The organism is Sphingomonas sp. CFBP 13714 (genome assembly GCF_014842205.1).
GTDB lineage: Bacteria > Pseudomonadota > Alphaproteobacteria > Sphingomonadales > Sphingomonadaceae > Sphingomonas > Sphingomonas aerolata.
The window spans coordinates 1-13,095 of the sequence record NZ_JACYVG010000007.1; the positions used below are offsets into that span (position 1 = coordinate 1).

Here is a 13,095-nt window from a genome sequence, read left to right on the forward strand (position 1 = left end):
CGTCGCGCTCGCGGCCACCGTCATCTTCTGGCTATGACCAATGAGTCCTGACCCTAGCACAACACCGTCTGATCGGGACGTGGGAGGTCCCTACGCCTGTCGAGAAAACCAAGGCACTGAAACTGCTCAAGCAGATGAGCATCACGAACATTCACGTAAAGGTTGTGAAGCCATGATCGCTATGCAGGTTGCAGAAATTATCGCGGAGTATGCCGTGTTCCTCGAACTGACCGACGACGAGGAACTTAACCCTGATACCGCCGTGAAAATGATGGAAGCCTTAGCTAGCCATCTTCAAGAGATGGACAAGTGATTTCTCCGTGAGCTCGTGAATGCGTTTCCGATCATAGCGGAGGAATATAGTGGCGAGGCGCAAGAGGTGGTGCGCAACATATCTTATGGCTACTATCTTGAAGAGGCTCTTGCAGTTGAAGACCCGGTCAAGATGGCTACATTGGAAGCGTTGCGCGACGCGAGGGGCTGAACGGCCGTTGCTGTGACCCATGAAACCTTCTAAACCCCACTTCGTAGCGCCGCGGTTGCGCGCGAGCGTCGTGAGGCTGTGGCGCAATAGGTACGAGCGCCACTCGCGGCCCTTCGGCAGTCCGAGCTTCGTAAGCAAGGTGTCCCAGGCCCGGTCGACATCCTGCACCGCTCGCCCGTGATAATTGACCAGCCAGCCGAGGCCGGCGCGGTTCCCCAATTTGATTTACGTGAGGTCGCGTATTCGGCCCATAGCCGGCGATCGAGCGTCGCGAGGACGGGCGGCAAAGCTCGATGCTTCTTGTTTTGCATCCTGCCCTGCAGGTTCAGGTCGATCGTTCGTACACCTGGCCACCACTGCAGACTGCCGCGTTGCCATCGCGGAGTGGCAACGTTAGGAGACAACATATCATCGCATATGAGGAAGTCTCTTGGCACGCTGGACGATGCGGACTGTGACACGATTATCGAGCGGGGCTGTGCCGCTTCGGCTGCGGCACACGCTTGGCGCGATCGGGATGATGGCAGGGTCGCCGGCGGTTGCGCAGGCCGTCGAGGAGCCGGCGGAGCGGAACGAGATCGTCGTGCTCGGGACCCGGACGTCGCGGGACGCGACGCTTTCCTCCGATCGCGCGACCGAAGTGATGTCGCAATCGAGCCGGTCGCTCGAACAGGACATTCTGCGTGCGGCGGGCACCTACCGGTTGAGCGACGCGCTGGAATTGGTGAGCGGCAGCAGCCAGCAGAATAATCGCGGAGGCTTTGCCGATAATTTCGCGATCCGCGGCTTCCTGAGCACCGCCGATGGCGGCGGCGAATATTATACCGATGGCTTCATCGCCAATCGCGGCAGCGCCCCCGCGCGGGACCCCGCGACGATCGAGCGCATCGAGATCCTCAAGGGCCCTGCCGGTGCCGTCTTCGGCGATATCGATCCCGCCGGACGGGTCAATATGGTCAGCAAGACGCCGCGTTTTGCATCACAGGCGTCGGCTTCGCTGCACTATGGCTCGTTCGACACGCGTCGGATCGAACTGGACGCGACGGGGCCGCTGACCGGGACGCTCGCCGCGCGGATCGTGGTCGCGACCGAAGACAGCGACGGCTACCGCGATTTCGTCACGGTGAAGCGCCGCGTCGTGTCCCCGTCGCTGACCTTCCGGCCGAGCGACGCCGTACAGCTCACCTATCTTGCCCAGCATATCGTCTATGACGCGCCGTTCGATCGCGGTGTGGCGGCGGTCGATGGCGATCCGCTCGCGCTGCCGGCGTCGCGGTTCCTCGGCGAACCCTCGAACAGGCCGACGCGCGCACGCGACACCCGCCACCAGCTGACCGGCGAAGCGCGGCTGGGTGGGACATGGTCGCTCGTCGGCGGCGTCGCCTATCGGACCGGCACGTTGCGGGGCTTTTCGGCGGATCCATCGCGCGTCGTCGACGGACACACGCTGTGGCGGCAGCGTCGCGAACGGGGTTACGAAGTCGAGGATCTGTCCGCGCGTCTCGAAGTGCGCGGCGAAGTGCACGCCCTCGGGCTCCATCGTCCGAGCCTGGGCATCAAAGGCTACACGCTCGACTATCTCGAATTGCTGAACCGGCGAAATCCGACCGCCGCCAATCCCTATGCGATCGACGTCTTAAACCCCGTCTATGGCGAGACACAGGCCTTGCCGCTCCTGCCCAGTATCGATCAGCGCGAAACGCGACGCGTGGTGTCGCTCTACGCACAGGACGCCTGGGCGGTGACCGATCGGCTCGATCTCGTCGGTGGCGTCCGCCTCGACGCCTACCGGCAGCAACTCGCGCGCAATCTCGTCAAGGCGACGACCGTGTCCAGGGGGCGCCCCGTCAATTTCCGGCTCGGCGCGCGCTATGCCGTCAGCGACGCGCTCTCGGTCCACACCAACTGGGGTGAGTCGTTCCAGCTGAATTCCGGCAGCGGCGCGGGGGGTGTCGCGTTCGCCCCCGAACAGGGGCATGGCTACGAGATCGGCGCGGCGGGCCGCTGGCGCGGTATCGATGTCGGCCTGACCTGGTTCGATATCAAAAAGAGCAACGTCCTCACGACGGATCCGAACGACGCCAATTTCCTGGCGCCGGTAGGATCGCTGACGAGCCGCGGCGTCGAATTCGATGCGTCGCTGCGGCTTGCCGCGCGGTGGCAGGCGGTGGTGAACTATGCCTGGACGCGCGCGCGCACCGACGATCGGTCGTTCGCCACGCCGCTGGCGCTGAACGTCCCCGATCATTCGACGACGGCCTTCATCGTGCACCGCTTCGATCCCGGCACCGGCCGGGACTGGCAGATCAGCGGCGGTGTCGCCTATGTCGGCAAGCGGTCTGGCGCGACCGACGCCAGCGGGCTCATGCTGCCCGACTATATTAAGGTGAAGGCGTCCGCCGACATTCCGCTATCGAGTTCGCTGACGGTCCGCGCCGAGGTCGATAACCTGTTCGACGAGCGCTACGCGCAAAGCTCGTATAATTCGGTCTGGATCTATCCAGGCGCGCCACGCACCGTGCGCGCGTCGCTGCGAGCGGAATTCTGAATGGCGATAATGACGGACCAGACGCGCGCTGCCGCACCCGATCGCGATATCCCGCGCAGGCGACTGGAGAGCATCGACGCGGTGCGCGGGATCGTGATGATCCTGATGCTGCTCGACCATCTGCGCGAGACATGGCTTGTCCTTGTTCCCATGCCCGATCCGGTGGATGCCAACACGGTCATGCCGGCACTCGCGATCGCGCGCTTCGCCGCCAGCTTCTGCGCGCCGATCTTCGTCGCGCTGACCGGCCTTTCCGCCTATCTCTTCGGCGTCAGCCACACGCCGCGCGAAACCGCCGCGTTCCTGGCAAAGCGCGGGTTGCTGCTGATGGCGATCGACGTGCTGTACCTGTCGCCACTCTATTGGGGGGTGGTGCCACAGCCGACCTTCTGGCTGCAGGTGATCTGGTGCCTCGGCCTGTGCATGATCCTGCTCGCCGGGCTGATACGGCTCCCCCGGCCGGCACGGATCACACTGGGACTGGTGCTGGTATGTGGCCACAATCTGCTCGATCCCGTTCGGCTGCACCAGGGGGACACGCTGTTCCCGGTCTGGGCGTTGCTGCACCAGCGCGACGTCATCGCCCTGCCGTTCGGGTTCCTGGCCAGGACGACCTATCCGATCCTTCCGTGGCTGGGGGTCATGCTGCTCGGTCACGCGATCGGGCCGTGGTTTGACCGCATGGTCGCATCCGCGCAGCGCAGGCTATATCTGACGCGGCTCGGCATCGGGATGATCGTGGGCTTCATCACGCTGCGCGCTTTCAACCTCTATGGCGACGCGCCCTGGCATGTGGTCGATAACAGCCCGCTGCGGACGGCGATCAGCTTCCTGTCGATGACGAAATATCCGCCGTCGCTCCTGTTCCTGCTGCCGACCCTGGGCGGCGGAGCGCTGCTGCTGGCGCACTGCGAGCGACGGGCGAGCTCACGGCTTGTCTCCGGTCTGGCCGTCTTTGGCGCCGCACCGATGTTCTTCTATTTGTTTCATCTCACCATGCTGCGCATCCTCTATCACGCGGCGCTGGCGTGGTGGGGGCCGACCGACGGCGCGGTCTTCATGGTCGATGGCTATGCCTGGGTGCTCATCTGGTACGTCGTCCTGATCATACCGTTTGCGCTTCCGACGATGTGGTTCGCACGGTTGAAGCAGCGTCGTCGGGATATCGCGTGGCTGCGGTTTTTCTGATGGCAGGTCCGCATCGGTGCGGTGACGACGCGATCACGCGGCCCCCGCCGGGCATGCCGCAGCTCAGGCGGCGTGTCTGACGGCCATCGCGACGATATGCTCGATCACCTGTTCGGGGATCGGGTTGGCGACCTCCAGCCCGAATCCCCCGAGATAGGACCACGCCACCCAACCGGGATATTGGGCGAGCCCGGGTATGTCGAGCGAGAGAAACCGGCCGATCGTGACGCCATATTCGGACTGGATATTGAAACCCCGGGACGAGACATTCTGAACGATCGCCGCGTGTGTGTCGCCGAAGCCGGTGACGATCGTCACGGGGAGGCTGATCGCACGCCGCGTGCAATTGCGTCGATCGAGCAGATCGTGGCTGATGTCGCTGGCGAGGCGGCGGTAGGTCTTCATACGCCACATCTAGGCCATCAACCCTAATGCCGCGTTAAGCATGCACCATTCCGCACACGAGCCGCCCTCTTTCAACGGCATCCGGCAATCGGCGCCGAGATGCTTGTCGCTTAGCGATTGGTCGGGGACAACGGCCGAGGCATTTATCTGCTCTTGCGCACGGGCATATCGGACGGAAAGGCAACGGCGGTTTCACGGCAACGTTCGAGCCGCGGCACAGGCCTGGCCTGTGCGGCGGGTCGTCGACAAGTACTGAAAGGCTCGGCGGGGCGGTGCCTCTGCCCGGAACCGTACGGAAACGTCGCAGCGGTCGTCGGTGTTTAGCTCCTGATTCAACGGGAGCGTCCCATGGCCTATCTACCCTATCGCGACGACATCGAGACGCTCGAAGCCGATGAGCAGGCGAGTATCGATGGCATCATCAAGGGCATGACGCAGGAAAGCCAGACGGTGGAAAAGCGCGACGGCCATGCCGTGCGGGCGAGCCACGCGAAGAGCACCGCCTGTGTCATCGGCGAACTCGTCGTTGCAGACGATCTGCCGCCCGAACTGGCGCAGGGGCTGTACGCGCAGGCCGGGACCTTTGCCGTCGCGGTCCGCTTCGCGCAGGGGCCGGGTGAGAAGCTTGGCGACCGGGTGTCGACCCATCGCGGCATGGCGATCAAGGTCTTTGGCGTCGAGGGTGCAAGACTGCCCGGTCACGACGCGCCGACCCAGGATTTCGTGCTGGCGAGCGGCACGACTTTTCCCGCAGGTACTGCGGCAGGGTTTTTGAGCCAGGCCAAGAAGATCGGCATGACCGTGCCGATGCCCGAGGGCGTCAAGAGCGCCGCGGCATCGATTGCGCGCAGCATCAACACGGTGCTGAACGCAGTGACCGGGAGCCCCAGCCCGACGCTCGACTTCTACGGTCATCCGTTCAGCCACCCGCTCGACGAGTGCTATTTCAGCCAGTGCCCGATCCGCTTTGGCGATCATGTCGCCAAGATTGGGGCCTTTCCGGTATCCGCCGAGCAGCGTGCGCTCGATGCCTGGCGGCTCGATTCCAGTCAGGACGAGGACGGCTTTCGTCATGCCGCGATCGACTATTTCGACGCGAACGATGCGGTGTTTGAATTGCGCGCGCAGCTCTGGGCGAATGCGGAGACCCAGCCGATCGAGGACAGCTCGGTCGAATGGCCGGTGCAGGACAGCGACTATCGGACCGTCGCGACGATCCGTCTGCCGCGCCAGCATGCCTATGGCCCCGATCGCGTCCGCTATTTCGACGAGGTGATGACGTTCCGGCCGGCGCACAGCCTGGAGGCCCATCGCCCGCTGGGCGGCGTGATGCGCGCGCGCATGCAGGTGTATCGCGCGCTGAGCGATTTCCGCCACCGCGAGACCGGCATTGCCGCCGCCAATACCGCGAACGTCACCGAGATACCGGCCTGACGCCATTTGCACCTCGTCAGAATCGAAAGGACAGTCATGACACTCCAGGGCAAGACAATCGCGATCCTGATCGCACCCCGCGGCACCGACGATCGTCCTGCCTTCTGCGAGGGCAAGCACGGGGCACGGGCGGACAACGCGTAATGGCGCGCTTTTCGGACATGGTCGTCGTCATCACGGGTGCCGCATCGGGAATTGGCGAGGGTGCCGCGCGCCGCTTTGCCGCCGAAGGCGCGACGTTGGTGCTCGGCGACATCGACACGGCCGGGCTCGACCGGCTTGCGGATGAACTGCGCGGCACCGTCGCGGTCCAGAACACCGACGTCACCGACCGCGCTGCCTGCGAGGCGCTGGTCGGGACCGCGGTCGAGCGCTTCGGTCGCATCGACGTGCTCGTCAACGACGCGGGCGTCGATCATCTGGGCAAGCTCGACGAAGGTGATTTCTCCGACTTCACCAAGGTGATCGAGACCGACCTGTACGGTGTCGTGCATATGAGCCGCGCCGCGATCCCGCATCTGCGTGCGGCGAAAGGCTGCATCGTCAACGTGTCGTCGGTGTCGGGGCTCGGCGGCGACTGGAACCACAGCTTCTATTGTGCGGCCAAGGGGGCGGTCAGCAACTTCACGCGGGCCCTCGCGATGGACGAGGCGACGCACGGCGTCCGCGTCAATGCGGTCAATCCGTCGCTGACCTACACCGCGCTGACCGCGGGGATGAAGGAACAGCCCGATCTGATCGCCAAGTTCGAGGAGCGGATCCCGATCGGGCGTGGCGCAGAGCCTTCGGACATCGCCGGCGTGATCGCATTCCTGGCGAGCGACGACGCGCGCTTCGTGACCGGGGTCAACCTGCCTGTCGACGGCGGACTGACCGCATCGAACGGGCAGCCGCCGCTGTCGTGACAGGACGCGGGCGGCCGCGGACTTTCGCGTTTTGAAAGCCCGGACCGCGGCACGGCCACCAATATTGTCTTGAATCAGGTGATACATGTCTGATGCATCGAAAGTCGCCATCGTTACCGGCGCATCGCAGGGGTTGGGTGAGGGGATCGCACGCGGGTTTCGCGCGCGCGGCTGGCGGGTCGTCGGCGTGTCGCGATCGATCGCGGCCGCGGACGATGCGGACTGGATCACGGTAGCGGGCGACGTCGCCGATCCCGACACTGCGGCACGCGCGATTGTGGCGGCGCGTGATCGCTTCGGGCGGGTCGACACCCTGGTCAACAATGCGGGCATGTTTATCGGTGAGCGGTTCACGGACTACACGGCGGTGCAGTACCGCCAGATCACGCAGACCAATCTCGATGGCTTCTTCCACATGACGCAGGCGGCGCTGCCGCTGATGGTCGAACAGGGGAGCGGCCATGTCGTGCAGATCGTCACGACGCTTGCCGAGCATGCAAACGCCGAATTCCCGTCGGTCCTGGCCTCGCTGACCAAAGGCGGGCTCGCGGCCGCGACGCGCAGCCTCGCGGTCGAATATGCGGCGCGCGGCATTCGCGCCAATGCCGTGTCGCCCGGGATCATGGCGACACCGATGCATCCGCCCGAGACGCGCGAGGGGCTGGGAAAATACCACCCGCTCGGCCGGATGGGCAGCATCGCCGACGTGGTGGGCGCGGTGCTCTATCTCGAAGACGCGACCTTCGTGACCGGCGAGATCCTTCACGTCGACGGGGGACAGGTCGCGGGCCACTGATAACCCGGGCGCGGCGCGGTCGTGTGCCGCATCCGGCTCAGGCGGCCTGTGAGTGAAGCGCGTGCATGCGAGAGACGAAGGGAAGCGTTTCGACGAACGGCACAGGGCGGCTGAAATAATAGCCCTGCGCGCTGTCGCACTTCTCCGCGACCAGGATATTCAGCTGATCGAGTGTCTCGACTCCCTCGGCAGTCGACAGGATCCCGAGGCTCCCGCAAAGCCCCGTCACCGCACGCACGATCGCCAGGCTGTCGCTGTTGGTGCCGAGATCGCGGACGAACGATTGATCGATCTTGACCCGGTCGAACGGGAAATTGCGGATATGGCTCAGCGACGAATAGCCCGTGCCGAAATCATCGAGCGAGATGAGCACGCCGAGTTGCTTGATGTCACGCAACTGTTTCAGGACGCTCGCCGTGTCGTCGAGCATCGCGCTTTCGGTGATTTCCAGTTCGAGGCGGCGCGGATCGAGGCCGCTGACACGCAGTGCATGTGCGACGACCGCCGGCAGCGTCCCCGACTTGAACTGCAGCGCCGAGAGATTGACCGCGATCTTGACGCTGTCCGGCCAGCATGCCGCATCCCGACAGGCGCGCGTCAGGACGAATTCGCCGACCGCGCCGATCAGCCCGATCTCCTCGCACACGCTGATGAATTCGTTCGGGGGGATGATGCCGCGCTCGGGATGATACCAGCGTGCGAGTGCCTCAAAGCCGACCACCGCATGCGTGCCGATCGCGACCTGCGGCTGGTAGTGAACCTCGAACTCTTCCGATTTCAGTGCACGGCGCAGTTCGATCTCGAGCTCGCGCCGGCGGGTCGCGAAGACGTGCATGTCGGGCGTGTAGAAACAATAATTGCCGCGCCCGCCCGCCTTGGCGCTGTAGAGCGCGAGATCGGCATTGCGGAGCATCACGTTGGGGTCGAGCGCGTCGACCTCGACCATGGTGACGCCGATGCTCGCGCCGATCTGGATATGGTGACCACCAATCTCGAAGGGTTGCGTCAGTGCCTCGATGATGCGGCGGCACAGTTGCTCGATCGCATGGTCCGACGTGACATGCTGGACGAGGACCGAAAATTCGTCGCCGCCGAGCCGGGTCACGACGTCATGATGGCGAACCAGCGTGACCAGTCGCGATGCCACCGCGACGAGCAGCGCGTCGCCGACCGGATGGCCGAGCGTGTCGTTGACGAGCTTGAACCGGTCGAGGTCGAGACACAGCATCGCGCAGCGATCACCGCTGCGGGCGTTGCGCATCATCTCGTCGAGCCGTTCGCGCAGCATGGTACGGTTGGGAAGATCGGTCAGGGCATCGTGCCGCGCCAGATGCGCGAGGCGCGCGGACGCGTTGCGCGCTTCGGTGACGTCGGCAACGGTGTCGAGAAAGCCGCCATCGACCAGCCGGGTGCGCTCGATCGTGATGGTCCGTCCATCCGGCCAGCGCTGTTCGATCCTCGCGCCATAGGCGAAGGCCGCGCCGTCATATTCCTCGACCAGTCGACGATGCTCGTCAGCCGTGCTGACCGACAGACAGGGACTGTTGCTGAGCAGCTGGTCGAGCGTCAGGCCCGGGACGGCATGATCGAGCCCGTAGATGTCGAGGAACCGCTGATTGGTCAGCACCAGCCGCCGGGACGCATCGAACAACGCGAGCCCCTGGTTCATGTTGTCGAGCGCGGCCTTGAACCGCAAATTCTGAAGCGCGCTTTCCGCCAGCGCGACCTCCAGTTCCTGCGCCATCAGGCGGTTCGCGCGATCCGATCGCCGCCGGTCGACGTCGGTTTCGGCATAGGTCGCCGACACCAGCGCGAGCAGGCGATCCGTGTCGATCCCGCCGTCGGGCCGTCGCGCGCGTTCCGCCTGGCGTGCCGCGATCCGGTGGAGCACCGGCGGCTCGATAGTGATCGGGGGCGGGGGCTTCACGCACATTCCCCGATCAGCGTGATCGTCATCGTCTGATTGTGGAGGCACGGCACCGCGGTCTGATTTTGCGGCGCGATCTCGCCATAGGAATAGAAGCCCGCCAGCGCGATGCCCGGGCCGAGCGCGGCGGCGACCGCGGCGATTTCCTCTTCGGTACGCTGGCCCATCAGCAGCCGCCGCCCGACACAACTGATCGCGAGGCACGCAGAGGGTGACGTTCCCCATGCGGCGGTCTGGTCGAGCGCATGGTGCGCCGCCGTCGACGCGCCGTTGATCAGCTCGTCGAACATCCCGCGCATCAGCCGTGCCTTCCACCCCTGCGGCATGTCGCCGGCAAAGGTCAGCGTCCCGGCGTCACGGTCGATGGCGAGCAATGTGCGCACGACGCGAACATCGGGGTGGGCGGGATCCCAGATCTCGAGCGGATAGAGCAGCCCCGATGCAGGCAGATCCACCGCCTCCTCACCGAGATAGCGCTCGTACAGCGCGAGAGCCGGCTCATGGTCGAGTCCGCGCAGTGTCGATCCCGCCGCATCGTTGATCGTGCGTACGGGGCCGAACGGCTGCCAGCCGCCCGCGCTGCCATGCGCGAACCGGACATGGTCGCCGTAGAAGCCGATGGCGGCGACGACGTCTGCGTGGTGTTCGCCGCGTGCCAGGATCCGCGTGTCCGAAAACCGCGCGCCATCGCCTGCCAGCCCGCCGCTCAGCGCGACGCGATCGCCGATCACCGTGCGCAGACCGGCGACGAGGGCGCTGCCATTGACGTTCAGGCCGTTCGACAGGACGAATATCCCCGACAGTTCGTCGCCCGCGAGTTCCTTGCCAAGCGCGGCACCGGCCGAAAACGACAGGTCGGACGACGGCAGCGGCTGGACCGCGAGCCGCAGCTCGGTCCGGTCGAATCCCATGCCCAGGATGACGACCCCGTCGTCGTCGAGCCGATCACCTTCGACCATCGTCCCCGAACTGCAGCCAACGATCATCGCGGTGTCGTAGCGGTGCGCGAGACGGTCGATGAGCGTGCGATCGGCAAGGCGGTCGGTCGGGCCGAACACGATCACCAGATCGGGGGCCGCTGGGAACATCGCCGATTCGCTGTTCGCGTTGATTTGCTTCGACCACATGAGCGCCGTCCCGGAAATGGCAGTGAACGCTGCTTGTGCCGGTGGACTGGTTTCCGGCCTGTTGCCGGCGACCTAAGGGAAACCCCTTAGTCAGCGCGTCGATTCCTCCACCCCGGAGCTGACGGATCGCACATGAACGGCCAAGCCCATTGAGAACGAAACAGGAACAGGATAGAAGTGCCGTCATCGAGTCGGCAGGAGGATCAGGTGATGGACAGGGACGATGACGGGGTTGAAACGACGCGTGAAACATTCGGCAGGTGGCTGCTGAAACAGCGCGATCGCGGCGACTGGATCGATCCGGTCGCGGATGCGGCACGCGCCGATCGTCAGTTTCCGAAGGACGGCGACCCGGAAGCCGTCCGCAAGCGCCTGCGCGAGATGTCGGCGGATGGCGATGCGTTCGCGGCGATTGACGATGCCGAACTGGAATGGATGGTGCAGTAATGGGCGCGCGACTTCGCCTGGCGCTGGTGCCGGCAGATCCGCGCCAGGCATTGCGCCAGCTGGCCGATGAGCGCGGGGAGAGTCTTTCCGCCTTGTCGCGTCTGATCGACCGGTCGCCCGGCTATCTGGCGCGCTTCATCAACGAGGGGCGTCCGGCGGCCCTGACCAGCGACAATCACCAGCGGCTCTGCACGTATCTCGGCGCGGGGGAGTTCGGGCTCGGGATTCGCGACATCTGGGTCCCGCGCACATGACGCGGCGCTGCATCGGGCGCCGTGCGTGACCAATGTCCGATCCTGCAAAACCGCCCACGCGTGCGCGGCTGATCTACACCGCGCTGTGCGTGCTCGACCAGACGATCGACGATTGCTGTCCGCACCCGGTGAAGCCAAATCCGGGGCTGCGGCTGGCGCTGGCCTTGCTGCATTTCTGGGGTGAGGGCGACCGGTCGCCGTTCGACCAGTTCTGGCGCGTCGTCACCGCGGCACCCAATGCGATCACGCGGACGCCGGACACGCGGGCGACCTATGCCCGGACCTATCTCAGCGCGATCTGCCGGCAGGTCGGAATGCCGCTCAGCGTCGATATGCTGATCGGGCTGCGCAAGGCGCGCGGCCTGCCGACCTATGAACGGCCGCCCGCCGCTTGCCTGCGCTCGGAAATGGCAGAGCAGCCACAGGACGACCGTGGCGACCCGATAAAGGCCGCTGGACGCTCGCCCGGTCGTGATGCTGCCGTTGGAAAAGGAGGGCAGGGCGCGTGACGGGGCGCTGTCTGTCTCGATCCGGGATTCGCGGATGACATGAGGCTTGTCCGCCGCGGCCATATTTGAGACGCTCGTCGCAGAGCTTACTGCTCCAAGACGGTAAGAGCTCGGCATCCCGCCCGCGACATCGACGGTGTCACACGGAGCGGGCGGGATGCTTCACACATTATCAACTAGTTGATCCTAATCAAGCACTCGAGGCTCTCGCCTCCAGTGACGAGTACCCTCAGCGCCCCGCCATGATCTTTCACACGGACATGCGGGGCGCTTTTCTCGTCTTTGGCCAAGACACGGGATCCATGCCGTCGCGGACAGCCGGGCGGGTCTGGCAAACGCTCCACGACTCCGGCGAGCATATACTCCCAGAGCAGCGGTCCCCGACCCGCGCTATCGATCCTGGCCGGCGAGTAATGCGCCGAGTTGTTCGAGCTGCTCCGGCAATCCCGCGGCCGAGCCGTGCAGTGCCTCGTCGAGCGCCTCCCGGGACGGATAGAATTCGCGAAACGTCAGCAGCGTCTGTGCATCGCGGTCCTCGAAGGTCACCGTCGTGATCGCGCCCTCTTCGCCTTCGTCATTGGTCCAGACGATGCGGTCGTTCGGTACCACCTCGATAAAGCGGCCGTAGAAGGTCATGATATCGGAGCCGCCGGCGCTGAATCCCAGCCGGTATGTCCCGCCGGTGCGGACGTCCAGGTCGCAAGAGACCAGCGAAATGCCCGCGGCGGACTTCGGTACCCACCATCGCTGGAAGAGATCGGCCTGGCTCCACGCCTCATAGACGGTGCTGCGCGGTGCATCGAATATCCGCGTTACGACGAGTTCGCGATCGCCGCAGCGCTCGACCGCATCGCTACCCTGGCTGTTCATCGTTTTCCTCCTGCTTCAGGTCACCGATCACATTCTCCAATGCGGCAAAGCGGGCCTCGCAAAGCTGCCGGTGCGCCTCGATCCACATCGCCCCCGCGGCGAGGCCGCGCACGCCATCGCCAATTTGGCGTAGGTTTATCACCGGACATCTCGGTCCCCAGCGTGAAAAATGCGCCAGCTATATGCGCGCTATATGCCATT

General features: G+C 64.9%; 14 protein-coding genes. 9 read left to right on the forward strand and 5 right to left on the reverse strand.

Annotated features, from left to right (window positions below; genetic code table 11):
* Positions 1–40: 40 nt before the first annotated feature.
* The 3 genes from IFT54_RS20560 (at position 41) to IFT54_RS15585 (ending at position 4,220) form a co-directional block, all read left to right on the forward strand.
* On the forward strand, positions 41–313 hold the full coding sequence (locus IFT54_RS20560; protein ID WP_244649102.1) for a hypothetical protein: 273 nt from the start codon (positions 41–43) through the stop codon (positions 311–313).
* Positions 314–962: 649 nt separating this feature from the next.
* A complete protein-coding gene (locus tag IFT54_RS15580) occupies positions 963–3,032 on the forward strand; it encodes a TonB-dependent siderophore receptor (protein ID WP_342354846.1) in 2,070 nt (689 codons plus the stop codon).
* Complete coding sequence (locus IFT54_RS15585) at positions 3,033–4,220, forward strand: DUF1624 domain-containing protein (protein ID WP_197984714.1); 1,188 nt, start codon at positions 3,033–3,035, stop codon at positions 4,218–4,220.
* Between the two features lie 63 nt (positions 4,221–4,283).
* Here IFT54_RS15585 and IFT54_RS15590 read toward each other — a convergent pair whose 3' ends face one another.
* A complete protein-coding gene (locus IFT54_RS15590; RefSeq protein WP_031395616.1) occupies positions 4,284–4,625 on the reverse strand; it encodes a PilZ domain-containing protein in 342 nt (113 codons plus the stop codon).
* Between the two features lie 348 nt (positions 4,626–4,973).
* On the opposite strand from IFT54_RS15590, the gene IFT54_RS15595 reads away from it, so the two are divergent.
* The 3 genes from IFT54_RS15595 (at position 4,974) to IFT54_RS15605 (ending at position 7,760) form a co-directional block, all read left to right on the forward strand.
* Positions 4,974–6,059: a catalase family protein gene (locus IFT54_RS15595; RefSeq protein WP_192071307.1), complete on the forward strand. Its 1,086-nt coding sequence runs from the start codon at positions 4,974–4,976 to the stop codon at positions 6,057–6,059.
* Positions 6,060–6,202: 143 nt separating this feature from the next.
* The gene (locus tag IFT54_RS15600; RefSeq protein ID WP_192071308.1) at positions 6,203–6,964 is read left to right on the forward strand and encodes an SDR family NAD(P)-dependent oxidoreductase; all 762 of its coding nucleotides are present in this window, start codon (positions 6,203–6,205) and stop codon (positions 6,962–6,964) included.
* Positions 6,965–7,049: 85 nt separating this feature from the next.
* A complete protein-coding gene (locus tag IFT54_RS15605) occupies positions 7,050–7,760 on the forward strand; it encodes an SDR family NAD(P)-dependent oxidoreductase (RefSeq protein ID WP_192071309.1) in 711 nt (236 codons plus the stop codon).
* Positions 7,761–7,797: 37 nt separating this feature from the next.
* On the opposite strand, the gene IFT54_RS15610 is transcribed toward IFT54_RS15605, so the two are convergent.
* Both IFT54_RS15610 and IFT54_RS15615 read right to left on the reverse strand, forming a co-directional pair.
* On the reverse strand, positions 7,798–9,687 hold the full coding sequence (locus IFT54_RS15610; RefSeq protein ID WP_192071310.1) for an EAL domain-containing protein: 1,890 nt from the start codon (positions 9,685–9,687) through the stop codon (positions 7,798–7,800).
* The gene (locus tag IFT54_RS15615) at positions 9,684–10,814 is read right to left on the reverse strand and encodes an FIST signal transduction protein (protein ID WP_192071311.1); all 1,131 of its coding nucleotides are present in this window, start codon (positions 10,812–10,814) and stop codon (positions 9,684–9,686) included. The genes IFT54_RS15610 and IFT54_RS15615 overlap by 4 nt, the downstream gene beginning before the upstream one ends.
* Before the next feature lie 210 nt (positions 10,815–11,024).
* On the opposite strand from IFT54_RS15615, the gene IFT54_RS15620 reads away from it, so the two are divergent.
* From IFT54_RS15620 to IFT54_RS15630, 3 genes are read left to right on the forward strand one after another with little or no spacing between them, the layout of a single operon-like run.
* Positions 11,025–11,261, forward strand: coding sequence for a hypothetical protein (locus IFT54_RS15620; protein WP_192071312.1), 237 nt, complete (start codon positions 11,025–11,027; stop codon positions 11,259–11,261).
* The gene (locus tag IFT54_RS15625; RefSeq protein WP_244649104.1) at positions 11,261–11,515 is read left to right on the forward strand and encodes a helix-turn-helix transcriptional regulator; all 255 of its coding nucleotides are present in this window, start codon (positions 11,261–11,263) and stop codon (positions 11,513–11,515) included. The genes IFT54_RS15620 and IFT54_RS15625 overlap by 1 nt, the downstream gene beginning before the upstream one ends.
* A gap of 32 nt (positions 11,516–11,547) precedes the next feature.
* Positions 11,548–12,024: a hypothetical protein gene (locus IFT54_RS15630; RefSeq protein ID WP_192071314.1), complete on the forward strand. Its 477-nt coding sequence runs from the start codon at positions 11,548–11,550 to the stop codon at positions 12,022–12,024.
* Between the two features lie 390 nt (positions 12,025–12,414).
* On the opposite strand, the gene IFT54_RS15635 is transcribed toward IFT54_RS15630, so the two are convergent.
* Both IFT54_RS15635 and IFT54_RS20775 read right to left on the reverse strand, forming a co-directional pair.
* Positions 12,415–12,894 (reverse strand): SRPBCC domain-containing protein, encoded by a 480-nt coding sequence (locus IFT54_RS15635; protein ID WP_192071315.1) that lies wholly within the window; start codon positions 12,892–12,894, stop codon positions 12,415–12,417.
* A complete protein-coding gene (locus IFT54_RS20775; RefSeq protein ID WP_274602307.1) occupies positions 12,878–13,006 on the reverse strand; it encodes a hypothetical protein in 129 nt (42 codons plus the stop codon). The genes IFT54_RS15635 and IFT54_RS20775 overlap by 17 nt, the downstream gene beginning before the upstream one ends.
* Positions 13,007–13,095 lie beyond the last annotated feature (89 nt).

Excerpts from the sequence above, each read along its gene's own strand:
- IFT54_RS15635 (WP_192071315.1), bottom strand. The coding sequence starts at position 12,894 with ATGAACAGCCAGGGTAGCGATGCGGTCGAGCGCTGCGGCGATCGCGAA.
- IFT54_RS15595 (WP_192071307.1), top strand. The coding sequence starts at position 4,974 with ATGGCCTATCTACCCTATCGCGACGACATCGAGACGCTCGAAGCCGAT.
- IFT54_RS20560 (WP_244649102.1), top strand. The coding sequence starts at position 41 with ATGAGTCCTGACCCTAGCACAACACCGTCTGATCGGGACGTGGGAGGT.
- IFT54_RS15620 (WP_192071312.1), top strand. The coding sequence starts at position 11,025 with ATGGACAGGGACGATGACGGGGTTGAAACGACGCGTGAAACATTCGGC.
- IFT54_RS15605 (WP_192071309.1), top strand. The coding sequence starts at position 7,050 with ATGTCTGATGCATCGAAAGTCGCCATCGTTACCGGCGCATCGCAGGGG.
- IFT54_RS15625 (WP_244649104.1), top strand. The coding sequence starts at position 11,261 with ATGGGCGCGCGACTTCGCCTGGCGCTGGTGCCGGCAGATCCGCGCCAG.
- IFT54_RS15600 (WP_192071308.1), top strand. The coding sequence starts at position 6,203 with ATGGCGCGCTTTTCGGACATGGTCGTCGTCATCACGGGTGCCGCATCG.
- IFT54_RS15615 (WP_192071311.1), bottom strand. The coding sequence starts at position 10,814 with ATGTGGTCGAAGCAAATCAACGCGAACAGCGAATCGGCGATGTTCCCA.
- IFT54_RS15630 (WP_192071314.1), top strand. The coding sequence starts at position 11,548 with ATGTCCGATCCTGCAAAACCGCCCACGCGTGCGCGGCTGATCTACACC.
- IFT54_RS15590 (WP_031395616.1), bottom strand. The coding sequence starts at position 4,625 with ATGAAGACCTACCGCCGCCTCGCCAGCGACATCAGCCACGATCTGCTC.
- IFT54_RS15585 (WP_197984714.1), top strand. The coding sequence starts at position 3,033 with ATGGCGATAATGACGGACCAGACGCGCGCTGCCGCACCCGATCGCGAT.